At 45.1% G+C, this 18,160-nt stretch carries 13 protein-coding genes and 1 rRNA gene; 4 read left to right on the forward strand and 10 right to left on the reverse strand.

Going from position 1 to position 18,160, the window contains the following annotated elements; translation table 11 throughout:
- Together rrf and EMP01_RS12210 are read left to right on the forward strand one after the other, a co-directional pair.
- Positions 1 to 93, forward strand: a 5S ribosomal RNA gene (gene rrf / locus EMP01_RS12205); the annotation flags it as partial.
- A 251-nt stretch (positions 94 to 344) separates the two neighbouring features.
- Positions 345 to 1,226: an alpha/beta hydrolase fold domain-containing protein gene (locus tag EMP01_RS12210; protein ID WP_129021837.1), complete on the forward strand. Its 882-nt coding sequence runs from the start codon at positions 345 to 347 to the stop codon at positions 1,224 to 1,226.
- Here EMP01_RS12210 and EMP01_RS12215 read toward each other — a convergent pair.
- The 8 genes from EMP01_RS12215 to EMP01_RS12250 all read right to left on the reverse strand — a co-directional run bounded on the left by EMP01_RS12215 (position 1,223) and on the right by EMP01_RS12250 (position 9,726).
- The gene (locus EMP01_RS12215; protein ID WP_202616072.1) at positions 1,223 to 3,298 is read right to left on the reverse strand and encodes a TonB-dependent receptor plug domain-containing protein; all 2,076 of its coding nucleotides are present in this window, start codon (positions 3,296 to 3,298) and stop codon (positions 1,223 to 1,225) included. The two genes, EMP01_RS12210 and EMP01_RS12215, sit on opposite strands and share 4 nt — an antisense overlap.
- A 250-nt stretch (positions 3,299 to 3,548) precedes the next feature.
- The gene (locus EMP01_RS12220; protein ID WP_237559534.1) at positions 3,549 to 5,240 is read right to left on the reverse strand and encodes a Na+/H+ antiporter; all 1,692 of its coding nucleotides are present in this window, start codon (positions 5,238 to 5,240) and stop codon (positions 3,549 to 3,551) included.
- A 49-nt stretch (positions 5,241 to 5,289) separates the two neighbouring features.
- Positions 5,290 to 6,048, reverse strand: coding sequence for an SDR family NAD(P)-dependent oxidoreductase (locus tag EMP01_RS12225; RefSeq protein ID WP_317125611.1), 759 nt, complete (start codon positions 6,046 to 6,048; stop codon positions 5,290 to 5,292).
- A 37-nt stretch (positions 6,049 to 6,085) separates the two neighbouring features.
- Positions 6,086 to 6,484 carry a helix-turn-helix domain-containing protein gene (locus tag EMP01_RS12230; protein ID WP_129021839.1) on the reverse strand — a complete coding sequence of 133 codons (399 nt, stop codon included), beginning with the start codon at positions 6,482 to 6,484 and terminating at the stop codon, positions 6,086 to 6,088.
- A 104-nt stretch (positions 6,485 to 6,588) separates the two neighbouring features.
- Positions 6,589 to 7,257, reverse strand: a complete 669-nt coding sequence (locus EMP01_RS12235) for an MBL fold metallo-hydrolase (protein WP_129021840.1) — start codon at positions 7,255 to 7,257, stop codon at positions 6,589 to 6,591.
- 70 nt (positions 7,258 to 7,327) lie between these two features.
- The gene (locus EMP01_RS12240; RefSeq protein ID WP_161971331.1) at positions 7,328 to 7,921 is read right to left on the reverse strand and encodes a Crp/Fnr family transcriptional regulator; all 594 of its coding nucleotides are present in this window, start codon (positions 7,919 to 7,921) and stop codon (positions 7,328 to 7,330) included.
- Between the two features lies 1 nt (position 7,922).
- Complete coding sequence (locus EMP01_RS12245; protein ID WP_129021842.1) at positions 7,923 to 8,951, reverse strand: threonine aldolase family protein; 1,029 nt, start codon at positions 8,949 to 8,951, stop codon at positions 7,923 to 7,925.
- A gap of 40 nt (positions 8,952 to 8,991) precedes the next feature.
- Positions 8,992 to 9,726 (reverse strand): class I SAM-dependent methyltransferase, encoded by a 735-nt coding sequence (locus EMP01_RS12250; protein WP_129021843.1) that lies wholly within the window; start codon positions 9,724 to 9,726, stop codon positions 8,992 to 8,994.
- A gap of 990 nt (positions 9,727 to 10,716) precedes the next feature.
- Between EMP01_RS12250 and EMP01_RS12255 the strand changes: the two genes are divergently transcribed.
- Both EMP01_RS12255 and EMP01_RS12260 read left to right on the forward strand, forming a co-directional pair.
- Positions 10,717 to 11,595 carry an ABC transporter ATP-binding protein gene (locus EMP01_RS12255; RefSeq protein ID WP_129021844.1) on the forward strand — a complete coding sequence of 293 codons (879 nt, stop codon included), beginning with the start codon at positions 10,717 to 10,719 and terminating at the stop codon, positions 11,593 to 11,595.
- A 4-nt stretch (positions 11,596 to 11,599) separates the two neighbouring features.
- Positions 11,600 to 15,286: an ABC transporter permease/M1 family aminopeptidase gene (locus EMP01_RS12260; protein WP_129021845.1), complete on the forward strand. Its 3,687-nt coding sequence runs from the start codon at positions 11,600 to 11,602 to the stop codon at positions 15,284 to 15,286.
- A 96-nt stretch (positions 15,287 to 15,382) separates the two neighbouring features.
- Here EMP01_RS12260 and EMP01_RS12265 read toward each other — a convergent pair whose 3' ends face one another.
- On the reverse strand, positions 15,383 to 16,153 hold the full coding sequence (locus EMP01_RS12265; RefSeq protein WP_129021846.1) for an SDR family NAD(P)-dependent oxidoreductase: 771 nt from the start codon (positions 16,151 to 16,153) through the stop codon (positions 15,383 to 15,385).
- 17 nt (positions 16,154 to 16,170) lie between these two features.
- Positions 16,171 to 18,123: a PKD domain-containing protein gene (locus EMP01_RS12270; protein WP_129021847.1), complete on the reverse strand. Its 1,953-nt coding sequence runs from the start codon at positions 18,121 to 18,123 to the stop codon at positions 16,171 to 16,173.
- Between the last annotated feature and the right edge of the window lie 37 nt (positions 18,124 to 18,160).

An 18,160-nucleotide genomic window follows, 5' to 3' on the forward strand; every position in this document is an offset into this window, starting at 1 on the left:
TGGTGTTCACCTCTTCCCATTCCGAACAGAGTAGTTAAGCCCATCATGGCCGATGATACTGGTGTATTCCGGGAAAGTAGGTAGCTGCCATATTTATTTAAGACACCCTTCATAACTGAAGGGTGTCTCTTTTTTATGTATATACTCAAGACAAGACTACCACAACAGGTAATGTAATACAAGCAATACCATACAAATAAATAGCCCATACACAAAAGCGCCCTGAAAACAGGGCGCTTTTGGTTTTGTAAACAGATTATATACAAAGAATGTTTCAGGTATTTATATTCATATTGTGCTTTATGTCATAAACTCCTTATATTTACATCCAAATTTTTTGTTAAATGAACTTTCGTTTAGTATTCTCTGCTCTTTTTGCTTGCTTGTTCATGTTGAGCTGTGAAAAGAGTATATCTTTAAACAATCCTTCTGCAAATCCGAATCTGGATGAATTGAAACAGTATGATGTTGCTTATGGGGCGGATCCGGCTCACAGGATGGATGTGTGTCTACCTAAAGGCAGGGCAGGGAATACACCTGTTGTGATCCTGTTACATGGGGCTTACTGGACGAGCGGAGGAAAAGAAACAATGACCCGCTGGCAGGATAGCTTTCTGCGCAATAACATTGCGGCCATTAATATTAATGTACGCAATGCAGATACTATAAGTGTGCATTACCAGAATATAGTAGAAGACATACACAATGCAATCAATTACATTACTGCACATAGTAAAGAATGGGGTATACGTAATAGTGGTTATGTTTTAATAGGAATGAACTCTGGAGGGCATATGTCACTGTTATACACACATAAGTATAACTACGATGACATGATCAAAGCAGTTATTGCACTGGCTGCACCAAGTGATCTGACGGATGATATGTACCTGAGTAATATGATAGCTCTGGGCAAATTAAAGGAGCTGGAAGCAATTACCGGTAAGCCATACGTTTTGGGTACGGGCGTTCCTGCAGCCTACCTGGATGCAAGTCCGAGATTTTATCCGAAGAAAATACCTACTTTATTAATTCATGGCAAAGCCGATGATGTGGTACCCTTTAATCAGGCCGGTGCGTACCAGGTAATCCTGAATAATACTAAATGCTATAACCGTTTATTTCCGCTGTCTGCAGCAGGCTACGATCTGAATTTAACGGATCCTGCCGTAGCAGGAACCGTCTTCAAGGAAATGCAAAATTGGTGCTGGCAGTTTGGTGCTTAGGCACCGAGCTGCAGACGCAGACCAACAAATATCCTTCTGCCCTGATTGGGCCCATATACATAAGTTGGATCAAAGGTTAGCCCGTAGGGGTTTTCAGTAGTGGTCATCACCTGCCCATTACTGCCGTATGCTACTTTTTTATCGAAGGGATCGTGACTGCGTGCTATGATGAACGGATTATTCCGGTTAGGCGTCCAGTCCAGCAGGTTCTTTACTCCAGCATATATCTCCATACGCTTATTATGCTTGTAGGTCAATTGAATATTCTGCAGGCTCCACCATGTTGAGTAAGCCCTTCTTGGATCATTGGGGCCGAGTAAGGGCAATCTCATTGGGCTGTATACATTGCCCGTATAATCTATAGATACCCTTGCCGCTTTTATCAGATAAGAGACAGCCCAGGTTGCTGTAAATTTCTCAGTCAGAATCTGTTGTTTGGTCACTTTTGCAGCAGTAACCGTATTGGCCATCAGCGTCGCCCCTCCCATGAATTTCCATCCGTTGGTCCAGTTCATATCCATATTCAGACTTATACCTTTACTTTCTGCATGGCCATCCAGGTTATCATAAATAATCTTATTCGGATCGGTTTCATAATCGGGTACAATGCGGTTGGTGAAATAGGTGTAGAATCCTGTAATATCAAGACTGTAAAAATGCCCCTGTTCGCTGAATATTCTGCGGTTATAGTTCAGATTGATGTTATAAGACCGCTCCGGTTTCAGATCATTCAGAATAGACAGGCTGCGCGCACCGGTTAAGGCGGCATGCTCTTCTGTAAAGATATTCACCACCCTGAAGCCCGTACCTGCATTTACGCGGATAATATGTTCCGGACTGACTGCCCATTTATAAGCCAGGCGCGGGGTATAAATATTACCATGTATATTATGATGGTCATAACGAAAGCCCATCAGTAATTTGTGTTTATTGTTGAATGTATATTCATCCTGCAGAAATATACCGGGAAGAACACTTTTCTGAGCCTTTATGGTCGCGGCAGTATTGTCATCATAATAAGTATACCGCAGCGCAGTACCCAGCAAAAGATCATGTTTGCCTACCAGCTTATCCCAGGTCAGTTGGCCGAAGGCGATATTTTGCAATGCCATATATCTGGTAGTGCCATATACACTGTTCTGATCATGATTGTTATAAGAGAAGGAGAGCATCAGTTTCTCCTTTACCGGTAACTGGTACTTACCGATCAGCTCCCAGCGTTTGGTATAAATACTCTCTCCATATACACTGTCTCCACCTCTGAATTGAGGTGTCCAGTTCATTTCTCCACCCCAGCGATCCTCATACAGGTAGCGGCCGGCTATGCTGGCCACACGGTTTTCCTTGCGTTTGTAATTCCACTTTTGAAATACAGAAATGCGGTTTTGCAGGGTTACATCTGTAAAATTATCCTTGTTCTTATCCTCTGGCTGCTGGTAGTTGAAATAATTGACACCGGTCATCATGCTCCATTTTTTACCCAGGGGTACACTCAGGCCCAGATCTATATTGTATTCCTGCCAGCTGGTGCCCATGAGGTCAGCACTGGCCTGTATCTTATTGCCCGGTGCTTTGGTGATGATGTTGATCAGCCCTCCCACAGCTTCGCTGCCATACAAAGAAGAGGCCGGACCTTTGACCAGCTCTATACGTTCCACAATAGAATTGGGAATACCGGACAGGCCGTATACCGTAGACAGGCTGCTCACAATAGGCATGCCGTCAATCAGGACCATAGTATAAGGCCCTTCGAGACCATTGATATGGATATCGCCGGTATTGCAGACATTACAATTGATCTGCGGACGTACACCATTGATATTCTGCATGGCTTCGAAGATATTCGGAGTAGGATTCTTTTTAAAGAAGGCAGGGGTATACACCTCGACCAGCACCGGACTATTGATCTTGGACACTTCTTTCATGGTGCCGGTTACCACAACATCGTCGAGTATTGTTTGTTTACTTTCCTTTTTCAGGCTGTCTGGTGATGCGATTTCCTGGCCAATGGCCGAAGAAGTAATGGCCATCAGACCAGTAGTACATATTATATTTTGTATGAAGTTTTTCAATGCTAAATTTGTTTTATTAATGCAAAAATAAAAAAGTTAGTCCAATCTAATAATTTATTTTTCCACATCTATATTAAATTATTGTTGCTAGCATTTACATAAGATCATTTTCAAACAAATACAGGACAGTCTTGTTTACGGTATGGGATAGGGGATGATACAAATATGCCAGGGGTGCAATAGATTATAATATCCTTGCACCCCTGGCATATAATGTTGTAATAGATCTGAATACCCGTAAAGAAATAGGTTAATGGCTAATGCCGGTGACCTTCATTTCGCTGAGGTCGAGTTGCAGCTCAGCCTTGCGGATCTCGCTGTCACTGAACAGGTTTTCTCTGCGCAGTCGGAACAATTCCTGTCGCTGTATATGATACAGATCCAGTAATATATGGTTAAAGGATTGAATGCGTCCGTGCTCATCCATATTACAACCCAGTGATTCCAGTTTTTGCTGGGTCATCTGCAGATCAGCCTCCAGTTCTGCTTTTAGCTGGCGTAAAAATTCATTTACATCCAGGTGATGGTTGTGGTGCTCGTTGATCTGTTGCAGGGCCACCTTGTTCAGGTTGAAGCGGATGCCTGCCTGCTGCTCATTTTCCGGAGCAATGATATCGATCTCTTTTATGCCCGTCCATTTAATAATTAAGGGCAATGTAAGTCCTTGAAATACAAGGGTTACAAAGATTACAACAAAAGTAATGAAGATGATCAGGCTGCGATGCGGAAACGGGGTCACTTTATCGTCCATAAACAAAGGAATGGATAAGGCTGTAGCCAGGGAGACCACCCCTCTCATTCCGGCCCAGCTGATGATCAGGGGACCTTTCCAGCCGGGAGAAGGGTCTCTTCGTATGCTGCTGCTCAGCAGGCGTGGCAAGTGTGCCGCCGGAAATACCCACAGCATACGTAATATGATAGCTATTGCGCTGATAATCAATCCATAGATAATGGCATCTTTGATAGAATAATCTCCCAGTCCCTCAATCACATCTGGTAATGCCAGTCCAATAAGGATAAACACCAGTGCATTCATAATAAAGATCATTGTGGTCCAGACACCCAGCATATTCATACGGCTGTGGCCACTGCGGAACACTTCATGGGCCCGGAAAGATATAAATAATCCGCCGCTGACAACTGCCATTACCCCGGAAAAGTGGAACTGCTCTGCCCCCAGGAAAAGCATATATGGTGTCATAACCGTAAAGGCCGCATCTGTAGCTGCATTAGTGGGTAGGAACCGATGGATCACATACATAATATGCGCACCGGCCAGGCCTATAAGTACGCCCATGCCCGCCACGAGGAAAAACTGCCCTGTAGCCTGCTGCATAGAGAAACTACCTGTGAGGATCGCTGCCAGGGCAAAGCGGAACACAATCAGGGAAGAGGCATCGTTTACAAGGCTTTCGCCCTCCAGTATGGTCAGTATTCTTTTAGGTACTTTAAGGCCCTTTAAGACCGTAGCAGCAGCTACGGCATCTGGCGGGGATATAATGCCACCCAGGAGAAAGCCGAGGGCAAGGGTGAAGCCGGGAATGAAGCTGTTGGCACAATATGCGACCACCATCGAGGTGAAGAACACCAGTCCGAAGGCCAAAAGGCTGATTGGCCGTTTCCACTTCCAGAAATCCTTCCAGGAGGTATACCATGCTGCCTCATATAGTAATGGGGGCAGGAAAATGGTAAAAATCAGGTCCGGTTTCAGCGATATGCGTGGCAGACCGGGTATAAAGCTGATGACCAGTCCGGCTATAACCAGGAAAATTGGGTAGGCCACTTTAACCTTCTGTGCCAGCATGACCAGCATAAGTACTGCAAAAAGTAAGCCTAAAACAAGGAGTAATGTATGATGCATAAATGAATAACAAATGGTGGATAAACAGAACGGCCACCATACCGGCATGGTAACCGGCACAATGGCTGTTCCAAAATACAAAAAAAATGTTTTTTTATTTATGATCTGTTTTTCGCGCTATAAGAATTCTTTATAAGAACATACCGCCTGATATTTCAATGCGCTGTGCAGTGATCCATTTCGCTTCATCGCTACATAAGAAGGCTACCACACCACCGATATCGCCTGGCACACCCACGCGACCCAGGGCCGTTTGTGCGGCCAGCATATCATTGAGTTGTTTATTATCTCTTACCAGGCCACCACCAAAATCGGTTTCAATAGCACCCGGCGCCACAATGTTTACATTGATGCCCCGGCTACCCAGTTCTTTAGCCTGGTATTTAGTCAGTGTCTCCATTGCGCCTTTCATGGAGGCGTAAGCTGCATAGCCCGGAGTGGCAAAACGGGTAAGACCGGTAGAGATATTGATGATACCACCACCATCGGCAATGAGTGTAGACACCAGTTGCTGGGTCAGGAAGAAGGCTCCTTTAAAGTGAATATTCATCAACTGATCAAACTGCTCCATAGTAGTCTGCTCAAATGAGGCGTGAATACCAATACCTGCATTATTGATAAGGTAGCTTATTTTATCTGTCTGTAAATGAGTAGATAATGATTCCTTGAGTGTGTCTGAAAATGCAGCGAATGACTGACTATCGGCAGTATCCAGCTGCAGGGCATGGGCCTTAACGCCTTGCTCCTGCAGCGCCAGCACTACCTTGTTTGCTTCTTCAGTATTGCTTTTATAAGTAATGATTACATCCAGGCCTTTCGATGCTAATGCCTCTGCCATGTTTCTGCCTAAACCGCGGCTGCCGCCGGTTACTAATGCTATTTTGTTCATATTGATTTGTGATTTGAAGACACAAAATTTCAACATTTTACCGCATTGTCATGGTGTTAGCTTCGGTATTTTGCAGCGTTATATATTTTTTACGAAACTGGCCCGGCGTCAAGCCCTCAAATTTTTTGAAAAATTTGGAGAAATTGGAAGGATCGTAAGTAAGGATGCGGGCAATATCTGCCACAGATACGGCATCTTTCAGCAGCATATTTTTAGCAATATCCAGTATCTTCTGGTCATAAAAATGGCAGGGATGGTAGCCGGTGTGTTCTTTTATGGTATCAGAAAGGTGGGAGTGCGATACATGCATGGCCGCCGCAATATCTTTCAGTTCCATCATCTCAGCGGTAGCGCCGGATAAAATATCGGCTAGGTGCTGGTCTATAAAATCCAGGTATTCTCTGGTCATCGTTTCCGGACGTGTCGTTTTGCTCATATCAGTTCTGCTACAGTGTTATCGGTCAGGGTTACGTGCTTGGTATTTCAAATGTAGAACAAATTGATATGCCACACTTGATAACGACGATTTTAAACAAATTATTACAATTTCGCCGCGAAGCTTTCGAACTGACTTTTATCATTGTGCAGTACCGGTCCGTGTCCGAAGCATATGGTTCGGGGATGTAGCCTGGCCAGCTTTTTTAAGGAGCGGATATTCAGTTCTTTATCTTTTGTGAATAAGCCCGGAGGCAGATGCAGCCCACGGATGCCGGTAAGCAGATTTATATTAGTGGCCACATCACCCAGGATCAGGGTGCCGTCCGTTTCGCGAAAAAAAGAAAGGTGTCCGCTGGAGTGTCCCGGTGTTTCGATCACGGTAAATGTGCCGATCCGATCATTCTCTTTCAATGTTTTGGCCACAGGATGTCCTGGTCCGGCCCAGTATTGCTGTTGCCATCTCGGAATAAGGTGTTGGGGGGAAGGATATTCTCCGGTTACCTTGCCTGATGTGGCCTGCTCCTGTTCCAGAGCGCTGCACCATAAAGGAATGTCGAGGGCATTGCAGATCGCATGGCTGCTGCCCTGGTGGTCGGGATGGGCATGGGTAAGTACATGTGCTTCTATCGGAAGCCCTTGGGTCGCTTTGAGTATTTTGGGAAAGGAACTGCGTATGCCGGCATCAATCAGGAAACCATCAGCGATATAGCAATTGATCATATGTCCGAAAAAAAGAGGAAGGTGGTATACACCCGGAGCTACTGTTGTCATGAAATCATGTTTTAATACAGATGTCAAAACTACCGGGTAGTGCTATACTAAAAAAGGACATTTGTCTTCATTACTGCGGCCTGCACAAAGCCTTACGTACCCTTGAGAGCGTCCTGGTGGTCATGCCGAGGTACGAAGCCAGCTGGTGTACCGGTACACGGTTTATCAGGCCCGGTTGCTCTTCCAGTATATACTGGTACCGTTCGGCCGCATTATCGAGGCGAAGGCGATTGGCCCATCTTTCTTTTTCTATAAATTCCCTGTCGGCCAGTATCTTGCCCATATGCTGCCAGGCCGGATAGCGATCCTGCAATTGCTGTAGGTTATGATGAGTGATTACCATAAGCTGGCAGGCTTCCACTGCCTGGATACTTTTATATGCCGGTACGGAATGTATCAAACTGTTATAATCGCAGGCAAAATCATGTTCCATCGCAAAGCAGGAGCTTAGCTCCCGGCCATCTTCTCTGAGCGAAAATGCCCGTAACAGCCCTTGCTGAACGAAGGCCAGCTCCCGGCATATCATCCCTTCTCGGAACAGGAATGCGCCTTTAGGTACTTGTACTGCCTGAAACTGGTTAATGCCTTCCTGCAATATGTCTTCCGGCATGGAATATAAACTGCGGAGGTATTGGGTCAGTTGCTGTGCGCCATCTTGCATCATATTATACATATTGGTTCATCGCTGCTATAAATGCATCAGCCATCTGCTCGTCTGTGGCCCAGGAAGTGATGAGCCGGATGGCAGCAGTATCTGCATCGATCTCTTTCCATACATAGAAGGCAAATTGTGCACTTAAATGTTCAATAAGCGCTTTGGGCAATATCGGAAAGATTTGATTAGTAGTTGGTTCAGAAAGAAAGCTAAAGCCTTTTTCTTTAATAGCCTGCGCCATTTTTGCCGCCATCTTATTAGCATGTCTGGCCAGGTCGAAGTAGAGATCATCCCGGAACAGTTCGAGGAACTGTATACCCATTACCCGTCCTTTGGCCAGCAGGGCACCTTTTTGTTTGAGGGCATAATCGACCTCATCCGCCAGTTCGGGCTTGCCAAATACAAGGGCTTCGCCCAGTAAAGCGCCATTTTTGGTGCCACCGATATAGAAGGCATCGGTCAGTCGTGCCATATCTTCCAGGCGTACATCATTTGATGCGGCTGTAAGGGCATGACCCAGACGGGCACCGTCGGCAAACAAGATCAGCTGATGTGCTTTGCAAAAAGCAGACAGGGCCTCCAGTTCTGCAAGACTGTATATAGTACCGGTCTCTGTAGCATTGGAGATGTATACCAAGCGGGGTTTTACCACATGTGGTCTCAGTGAATAGGCATCCAGTACTGCCTGTATATCAGCAGGTTTCAGCTTGCCATCTGTTACAGGTACAGCTATGACTTTGTGCCCGGTAGCTTCTATCGCCCCTGTTTCATTGGCTGCAATATGTCCGGTCTGCGCACTGATCACCGCCTCATGAACGCGCAGCAAAGAAGAGATCAGGATCAGGTTGGTTTGTGTACCACCTGAGATCAGGTAGATCACCGCTTCGGGGCAGTTCATTTTTTGCCTCAGGATTGCTTTTGCCTCTATGGAATAGCTATCCTCTCCATAACCTGCCTGCTGTTCGAGATTGGTCTCCAGCAGCTTTTGCAGAATGGATGGGTGTGCGCCTTCTGTATAATCGTTTCTGAAATGGTACATAGCCTTTGTCTTGAATGCGCAAAAATAGGGACAATGCCGCTTATATTCTGCCTGCTCTTAATAATAAAGGAAAATGCACTGAATGTTCGGCAGCCGTACCCCATGCGTGTTTAAGGGCTTCCGTTATGCTGTCCACAGGGTTTTCTCCATGTTTCTTTTCATAATGTTTAACGGCCGACCAGGTATTGAGGTAAGCAATCAGGTGTTCCAGGCTCCAGCTAAACGATACAGGGAAATGCGGCACCTTAATGTCAGTAAAAGGGAAGGGGATGGTCTTATACTCCTCATCAACGTACTTCCGCTCCGGATCCCAATATGGGCCCAGGATATCATCGTAGAGGTGTGCGATAATCTGGTCTACCACATTGGTTACCTTCAGATTACCATAACCCGTCACCAGTAATAAGGCCCCGGGCTTGGCGGTACGTTTAACCTCTTCATAAAAACCGTTGAAATCAAACCAGTGTATGGCCTGTGCCACCGTAATGAGATCGAAGGTGTGGTCGGGAAAATCGGTTTGTTCTGCAGGTTGTACACTGTAGCGCACATTGGGCAATTGAGGGGCTTCTTTCAGCTGCTGGGCGCTGATGTCTGTCGCCTCAACCTGTTTGAAGATGAGCGAGAGGTGCCGGGCCAGCTGTCCATTGCCGGTAGCACAATCCCAGGCATGATCCGCTGCAGGCACCTGATCTGCTAACCATTTGTATAATGCTTCGGGGTATTGTGGCCGGTACCTTGCATAGTCTGCAGAATGCTGTGAGAAAAGGTCTTTCATAATAGCAGGTATTTAGGATGTTATTATATTTATGATAAAGATCAGTACTAAATTACGCATTATAATGGTATATCTCTGGTATTAAAAGGAAGTTATCCGATACTGGCGCACGTTCCCAAACGCGTGCCTCAATTGATACAAGCAGGCACACGCGAGGGCCTAAGCCAGTGCCCGATGAACTATTGCCAGTGCCCTAAGAATCATTGCTAGTGTACTAAGAATCATTGCCAGTGTACTAAGAATTATTGCCAGTGTACTAAGAACTATTGCCAGTGTACTAAGAACTATTGCCAGGGTATTAAGAATTATTGCCTGGGTACTAAAAATCATTGCTAGTGTACTAAGAATCATTGCCAGTGTACTAAGAACTATTGCCAGTGTACTAAGAACTATTGCTAGTGTACTAAGAATCATTTGCTAGCGCACGTGCCCTCGCGTGTGTCCCTTTCCCTTTCCCTTTCATCTGCAACTAAGTGCAGTAGTCAAGCAATCTCAAAGTTTTATTGCAAAAGGAGATACCTCCATTCCGCTACGCTCCAGTCGGTATGACGAAGCGATCGTACCCGTCTTTTCGAGCAGAGCGCTGCGTCGTCGAGAAATCTCAAATTCTTATTGCAATCAGGAGATATCTCCATTCCGCTATGCTACAGTCGATATGACGAAGCAATCGTTCCCGTCTTTTCGAGCAGAGCGCAGCGCCGTCGAGAAATCTCAAATTCTAATTGTAATCAGGAGATATCTCCATTCCGCTTCGCTGCAGTCGATATGACGAAGTGATCGTAAGCCATTCCTGGCTAGCGCACGCGCCCTCGCGTGTGCCTCTTTTATCTGCAACAAAGCGCAGCCTTCAAGCAATCTCAAAGTGCCTTTTGGATAAAAATACCCGAAACGTTGATAAAATTCCCCCGCAATGGGGGATAGGTCCGATGAAATGACACACTATATTTGTTCGTATAACTTATCTTGTGGCATCAAAAACGCATTATTACTATGAATTTAGTCATTGAAAATGTAAACAAAGTATATTCTAACGGTGTAAAAGCACTGAACAATATAAATCTGACCATTGAAAAAGGATTGTTTGGTTTGCTGGGCCCTAACGGTGCCGGCAAGTCCAGCCTGATGCGTACGATTGCAGCTTTGCAGGATCCCGATTCCGGTAGCATAAAACTGGGTAATATTGATGTAATTCATCAGAAAAACGAATTGCGCAAGCAACTGGGCTACCTGCCACAGGATTTTGGTTTCTATCCTAAAGTATCGGCCTGGGATCTGCTGAATCACTTTGCGGTATTAAAGGGCATTACTAATAAAGGCGAACGCAAAGAACTGGTTTCTGCCTTACTGCAGCAGACTAATCTGTATGAGGCCCGCAGGCGTAATGTAAGCGAGTACTCGGGTGGTATGCGTCAGCGCTTCGGCATTGCCCAGGCACTGATCGGTAATCCTAGCCTGGTGATTGTGGATGAGCCTACAGCCGGTCTGGACCCTATGGAGCGTAACCGCTTTCAGAACCTGCTGAGTGAAATTGCCGAACAAACCATCGTAATTCTTTCCACCCATATCGTAGATGATGTAAAAAACCTTTGTCGTAAAATGGTGATTATGAACCACGGAACGATCTTATATGAAGGAAGTCCGCAGGATGCGGTACACCGTATCGACGGTAAAATATGGATGAAACCAATTGACAGCAGCACCTTCAGTGCGTATAAAGAAAAGTACAATGCCATCTCCTCTTCTATGGTCAGCGGATCGCTGATCCTGCACATATTCAGCGAAGAAGATCCGGGTAATGGATTTGAGCCGGCTCCTGTAGGACTGGAAGATGTGTATTTTTCTGCTATTGTCAATAACTCTATAAACTAAGCTTATGTTTGCTGCAATATTTGGTTTTGAACTGAGACTGGGTTTTAAGCGACCCATGATCTATATATTTTTCGGATTGTTTCTGGCACTGAGTATGGTGATCGGCTTTGAGCAGGTAGGCCTGTTTAATACCTTTGAGGGAGATCATAGCACCATTGCCAATTCTGCATACAGTGTATCTTCTCTGCTGGTCGCACTCAATGGCAATGTATTCGGATTGCTGAACAGCATCGTACTGGTTTCTATTATGGCCACGGCTATTCAGAAAGATTATGAGTACAATACCCATGCCTTATTTTTTACCAAGCCTATCAGTAAGGCCGGTTACTTCTTCGGACGTTTCCTGGCGGCGCTGGTACTAGGTATTTTTGTGATGTCTGGATACCTGATCGGTTATTTTATAGGACTATTGCCGGGAATGGGTAAACCTGTAGTTGGTGCATTTGAACTGATGAACTTCCTGCAACCCTTCCTGTTATTTACACTACCTAATGTATTTTTCATCGGTATTGTGCTTTTTGCCTTAACGACTTTTACCCGCAAAACACTGACCGCATACCTGTTCTGTATCATCCTGCTGATCCTGCGCAGTATTGCAGAAGCGATGAGTGCAGACCTGGATAAGAAAACGCTTTCTGCTATTATAGAGCCATTCGGAAGCATTGCTTTCGGAAACATTACGGAATACTGGACACCTGCAGAGCAGAACACTAAACTTATACCGCTGAAAGACATCCTGTTGCAAAACAGGCTGCTCTGGATTGGCATTGCCATTGTACTGACGGCTATGAGCTATTACCGCTTTAGCTTTACACAGTTTCTTACCCCTTTCCGTTTGTTTAAACGTAAGGAGGAAAGCAGTGCACCGGCTACATCCGGTTACCATACATTGTCTGATATTCCGGTAGTACGCCGTGCCTTTAACAGGGTTTCGTCCTGGTCTCAGCTGTGGTACCTGTGCAAATTTGAATTCCGTAAGATTGCACAAAGCACCTTCTTTATCATCATCGCCATACTGATGGTGGGCCTTATCTGGCTCATCAACTACTTCAGTAACAATGCGTACGAAAGTGCTATGCAACCGCTTACTGAGAACGTGATCCGTTCTGTAGGTTCTTACGGATTCCTGACCATGATCTTTGTAGTCTTCTTCTCTGGTACCGTTATATTCCGCGAGAAGGAAACCCGCACCGATGAACTGATCCATGCCACACCGGTAAGTAATACCGTGTTGTTCTTCTCTAAATATGTGGGCTTAATGGGTATTGTATTGCTGCTGCAACTGGTGGCGGTGCTTACCGGTATCATTATACAAGTATCCCAGTCTTTCCTGCATATAGATTTTATGCAGTACATGATCAGCATTGTCGTGCTGGGGCTGACTTCTTTTTCTATCACGGTAGGTATATGCCTTGCGATACAGGTATTTGCTCCGAACAAATACCTGGGTTTCTTCTTCTCTCTGATTCCTTTACTGTTATTGAGCATCCTGTTTGCTAAACTGGAGTGGAATAACAAATTATACAATTTTGATTCTGATGGTCCGCGCCTGCCTTATTCAGCTCTGAACGGTTATGGTCCTTTATTCCCATGGTTCAGTTATAAGGCTTACTGGCTCAGTTTTGTACTGATCATTGTTTTTGTGGCCTTATACTTCTACGGCAGAGGTAAGGAGTACAAGATCGGGGCGCGCCTGCGTTTTTCGAAAAAGGAAGTGACCCGTGGTATGAAACTGGCCCTTGGCCTCAGTGTAGTCTCTTTCTTAGCCTGGGGCAGTTATATTTATTACAATACACAGGTATTAAATACATATAAGACTGTAAAGGAAATAACCCGCGAAAGTGTGGAGTATGAACAAAGCTTTAAGCGTTACGAACATACCCTGCAGCCGCGTATCGTGGAAGCGAATGTTGATGTAGATATCTATCCGGACAAGGGCGGTTTTCATGCCAAAGGATTTTACTGGCTGAAAAATAAGCATCAGCTTCCAGTAGATACTGTTTATGTAAACCTTTTTGACGAGACCTCCCCGGTATTGTATAAAGAGGTGAATCTGAATGTATCATCAACTGTAATTAAAGATGATCGCAAATTTGGTGTAAAGCTGTTTAAGTTACAGCAGCCATTGCAACCAGGCGATTCTGTAAAGCTGAGTTTCGAGTTTGATTATGCGCCTAAGGGCTTTGCCAATGATGATATCAACACATTGGTGGTATCGAATGGTAGCTTCTTCAACAACCAGATGATGCCAAGCCTGGGCTATAATGATGCCTCTGAACTGTCTTCTAACCGGGAACGTAAAAAGTATAACCTGCCTCCGAAGATGCGTATGGCACGTATCAATGACAGCGCTGCTCATATGAATACGTATATTTCCAATGATGCAGACTGGATTCGTTTCGAAACACAGGTGAGCACCAGCGGAGATCAGACGGCCATTGCACCGGGCTACCTGGTGAAGCAGTGGAAAGAAAACGGCCGTAACTTCTTTAAGTATAAAATGGACAGTCCTATGCTGAACTTTTATGCATACCAGTCGGCCCGTTACGCGATTAAGAAAGATAAATGGAATGGCGTTAATATTGAGATCTATTATAATAAAGCGCATGAGTTCAATGTAGAGAATATGATCCGTTCGATCAAAGACGGGCTGTCTTATTATACGAAGAACTTCTCTCCTTATCAGCATCGCCAGGTACGTATTATTGAGTTCCCTCGATTTGCCTCCTTTGCACAGTCTTTTGCCAATACCATTCCGTTCTCTGAAGATATCGGCTTTACCAATAAAGTAGATACCAGCGACTGGAGCAAGATCGATCTGCCGTACTATGTAACCGCGCATGAGGTAGCACACCAGTGGTGGGCGCACCAGGTAATAGGAGCCAATGTGCAGGGTAGTACATTGCTGTCCGAAACTATGGCGCAGTACAGTGCATTGATGGTTATGGAGCACCGTTACGGAAAAGATAATATGAAAAAATTCCTGAAGCATGAGATGGATAATTACCTGCGCAGCAGAACTGTCGATGGCAAAGGAGAGCGTCCGTTGATGTATGTAGAGAATCAGCAGTACATTCACTACCAGAAAGGAAGTGTGATTATGTATGCGCTGAAAGACTATATCGGGGAAGACAGCCTGAATGCTGCCCTGCGTCGCTTCATTGGTCAGGTGGCCTACCAGGAGCCTCCTTATACAGATGCGGTAGCCTTTGTAAACTGTTTGAGATCAGCTACTCCGGATAGCCTGAAGTATATTATCTCCGATATGTTTGAGCATATTACCGTGTATGAAAACTATGTCAAATCGCTGAAATCAGAACCGATGTCTGATGGTCGATACAAAGTTACCCTGACGGTGGGCTGTGCAAAGTTCCGTTCCGATAGCATGGGTAATAACACTAAACAACAGGTGAATGATTATATCGACATTGGCGTATTTGCCGCTGTGGCTAAAGGGTCCAAAGAGCAATATAATCCACTGGTTTTTCATAAAGTGAAGATCGATGCACCGGAAAAAACATTTGTGTTTATTGTAAAAGAAAAACCGGTCTTTGCCGGAATAGATCCTTATAATAAACTGATTGACCGTACGCCGGACAATAATATCTGTAACTTCGGTATTGTCCCTAAAGTGCCGAACCTGTCCGAGAAGGAAGTGCGTTTCGATATGGGATCGGATGATAATGATTAATCTTTTACCTCCATATACTAATAAAGCCAGGCGATTGCCTAGCTTTATTAGTATATGGAGGTAATTTCATTTCTCTGTTATACCTGATTCGTACACTCAGGATTGCTGCACAGCAGCATCTGTTGTTTTAAAGATGCCATTGGCCTGGCGGGTACAGGTCATGGTAATTTCATTGAGGCATACATGTTCCGGAAGGGTAGCGCAATAGTAAGCCGTGCGGGCTACATCGGCAGCATGTAATGGTTCGAAGCCGTCATATGTTTTTGATGCCTTATCTTCATCACCACTGAAGCGTACCCAGGAGAATTCTGTATCTACCATACCGGGATTGATCGCAGTGACTTTGATATTATAATTCATCAGGTCTATGCGCATGCCTTCAGAAAGCGCCACTACAGCATGTTTGGTCGCACAGTACACATTACCATTGGGGTATACAGTCTTACCTGCAGTAGAGCCAATATTGATGATATGTCCTTTTTTCTCCTTCACCATCAGCGGGGCTATATGGCGGGTCATATATAACAATCCTTTCAGGTTGGTATCGATCATGGTTTCCCATTGGTCCACGTCTCCGTTTTCAATACCAGAAAGCCCGAGGGCCAGTCCGGCATTATTGATCAGTATATCGGGAGCGCCCCAATCTGCTGCGATTGTCGCTACAGCATTTTCTACAGCGGCTCTCTCACGGATATCAAAACAGGTATAATTTACGGTTACATTATATTCCTTCTGCAGTTGTGCACTTATTTCTGTCAAGCGGTCTGTGCGTCTGCCGGTGATCCATAAATCATGCCCGTTGCGGGCAAATTCTTCTGCTAAGGCCCTTCCGATTCCTGCGGTAGCGCCGGTAATAACAACTTTCATCTTTTGTATATATAATTTTATCTGAACAGGGTTATATCGCCCTTCGCTTCATAAGTTTCATTAAACGGATCTACAGCCGCCGCATGCCAGAAGTATACACCCGTCTCTGCAGGTTTGCCGTTGAAATAGCCATCCCATCCGCCGTTATTAAAGCTGTATGACTGGAATACCAGTTGGCCAAAACGATTGTATATTTTGAAATACAGCAGGCGCATATAGCCTACAGAGATCGGTTTTACTATATCATTACGTCCATCGCCATTTGGCGTAAATCCGGAAGGCACAATAAACCATGGCTTGTCTACTACCGTAATCGTTACCGAATCAGTAGCCATACAGCCCTGAGCGCTGGTAACTTTAAGATTGTAAGGATATACACCACTGGAAGTATAATTAGTTGCCGTAAGCGGGTCGGTCGGATTCACCAGAAAATCTGTCGGAGTCCATTCATAGGTAGCCCCGCCACTGCCCCGCATATTGAACGGATAGCCTTTTACAATGATAGTATCAGTACCTGCACTCGGATCGAAATAAGGAATGACAATCGTCTTTATAGCCGTATCACGACAGCCTCTCTGTGAGGCAGAGATCAGGCGTACCACATGATTTTCAATGTTGGTATTATACGTATGTACCGGGTTTTGAAGGCTGGAGGTCTGTCCGTCACCGAAATCCCATTGCCAGAACACAAATGGCGGCATCTGTGTTGTGGAAAGGTCTGTAAACTGCAGAGGACTGCCCTGGCATAAATTACCGTCATATTTGAAATCGGCATGATGCGGCAGGTATACTTTAACCAGACGGGTGATACTGTCTGCACAGGTTGTACCTCTGTTCACGATCAGTTTTACCAGGTATACACCGGTATCAGGATAGGTAAAGGTTGGTTCAAAGGCTACGGAAGTATCGGAATTGGTATTGGGTACGCCGAAATCCCAGAAAAATGTATTACCACCGGCACTGTTGTTCTCAAAGAATACAGAGCGGTCGCTTGCACATTTTATGATATAGGTGCCGGGCTCATCACTCAATTGTGGTATATCGGCAATCACATTTCGGGAACAATCCGTTACTACAAATTGCTGGTCACGACTTACTGTATTGATCACCACACCGTTACGCCATTCTTTTACACAAACAGTTACGATATACCGGCCCACCGCAGTAGGTCTTCCGGTCATTAAACCTGTAGTCGGATTAATGGCCAGTGCAGGGTTAGAAGGCAGGGGTGCTGTTGGGGTGAATGGTGGTACATAACTTACCGGGTTATATGGTGGAGCCTGAATCAGTGGCTGACCCGGCAGACCCGGATTAGGATTGAACTCATCACCGCCGATGTATGCAGAGCATAATTCATAGCTTAAAGAGTCTCCGTCTGCATCCGATGCTGAGAAGTCTACATTCAGCGGATTGTTGGCACAGATGATCTGTGGTGGTGCGGTATGAAATACAGGACTATTGTTGATACACTGTCCTGCAGTAAAAGGAGGGATATCTATCGTAAAGGTAGAACCCGTTACTCCCGGACTGAAAATATTGGTAATGCTGGCATTACGGCAACAACGCTGGTATACAAACAGGTATCCGCTTGTAGATGGTGGAAGGGTAACGGTAAACTTAAATACCATTTTGCTCATACACACATTCGGAAAGTTGCTGATACATTCATTGCTGAAGCCGGTAGGTACTACCTGCCGGATGATGGCTGGTCCGGTAGAGCCCCTGAGCACAGCTGCATTTGTACCTTTGTCAAATATGGCATAGAAAGAGGGGTCGTCTGCATTGATCGCCTCCTGATTGCCGGTAAGACAATCGTGGTATAGCGTGAATGTAAATTCAAATCTGTTATTTCCGAGACAAACGTATTGTATATCTCCGCCCATGGTGTGGCTGGCATAAACAGATTTCCCCTGACAGATCAGGAATAATGCAAACAGGTGAAACAGGATTATTTTTTTTACATATCGCATAGAGATGCTTTTTGATGGGTCTAAACTTTATATAAAA

It is taken from the genome of Edaphocola flava (assembly GCF_004118155.1).
GTDB classification, from domain to species: domain Bacteria; phylum Bacteroidota; class Bacteroidia; order Chitinophagales; family Chitinophagaceae; genus Edaphocola; species Edaphocola flava.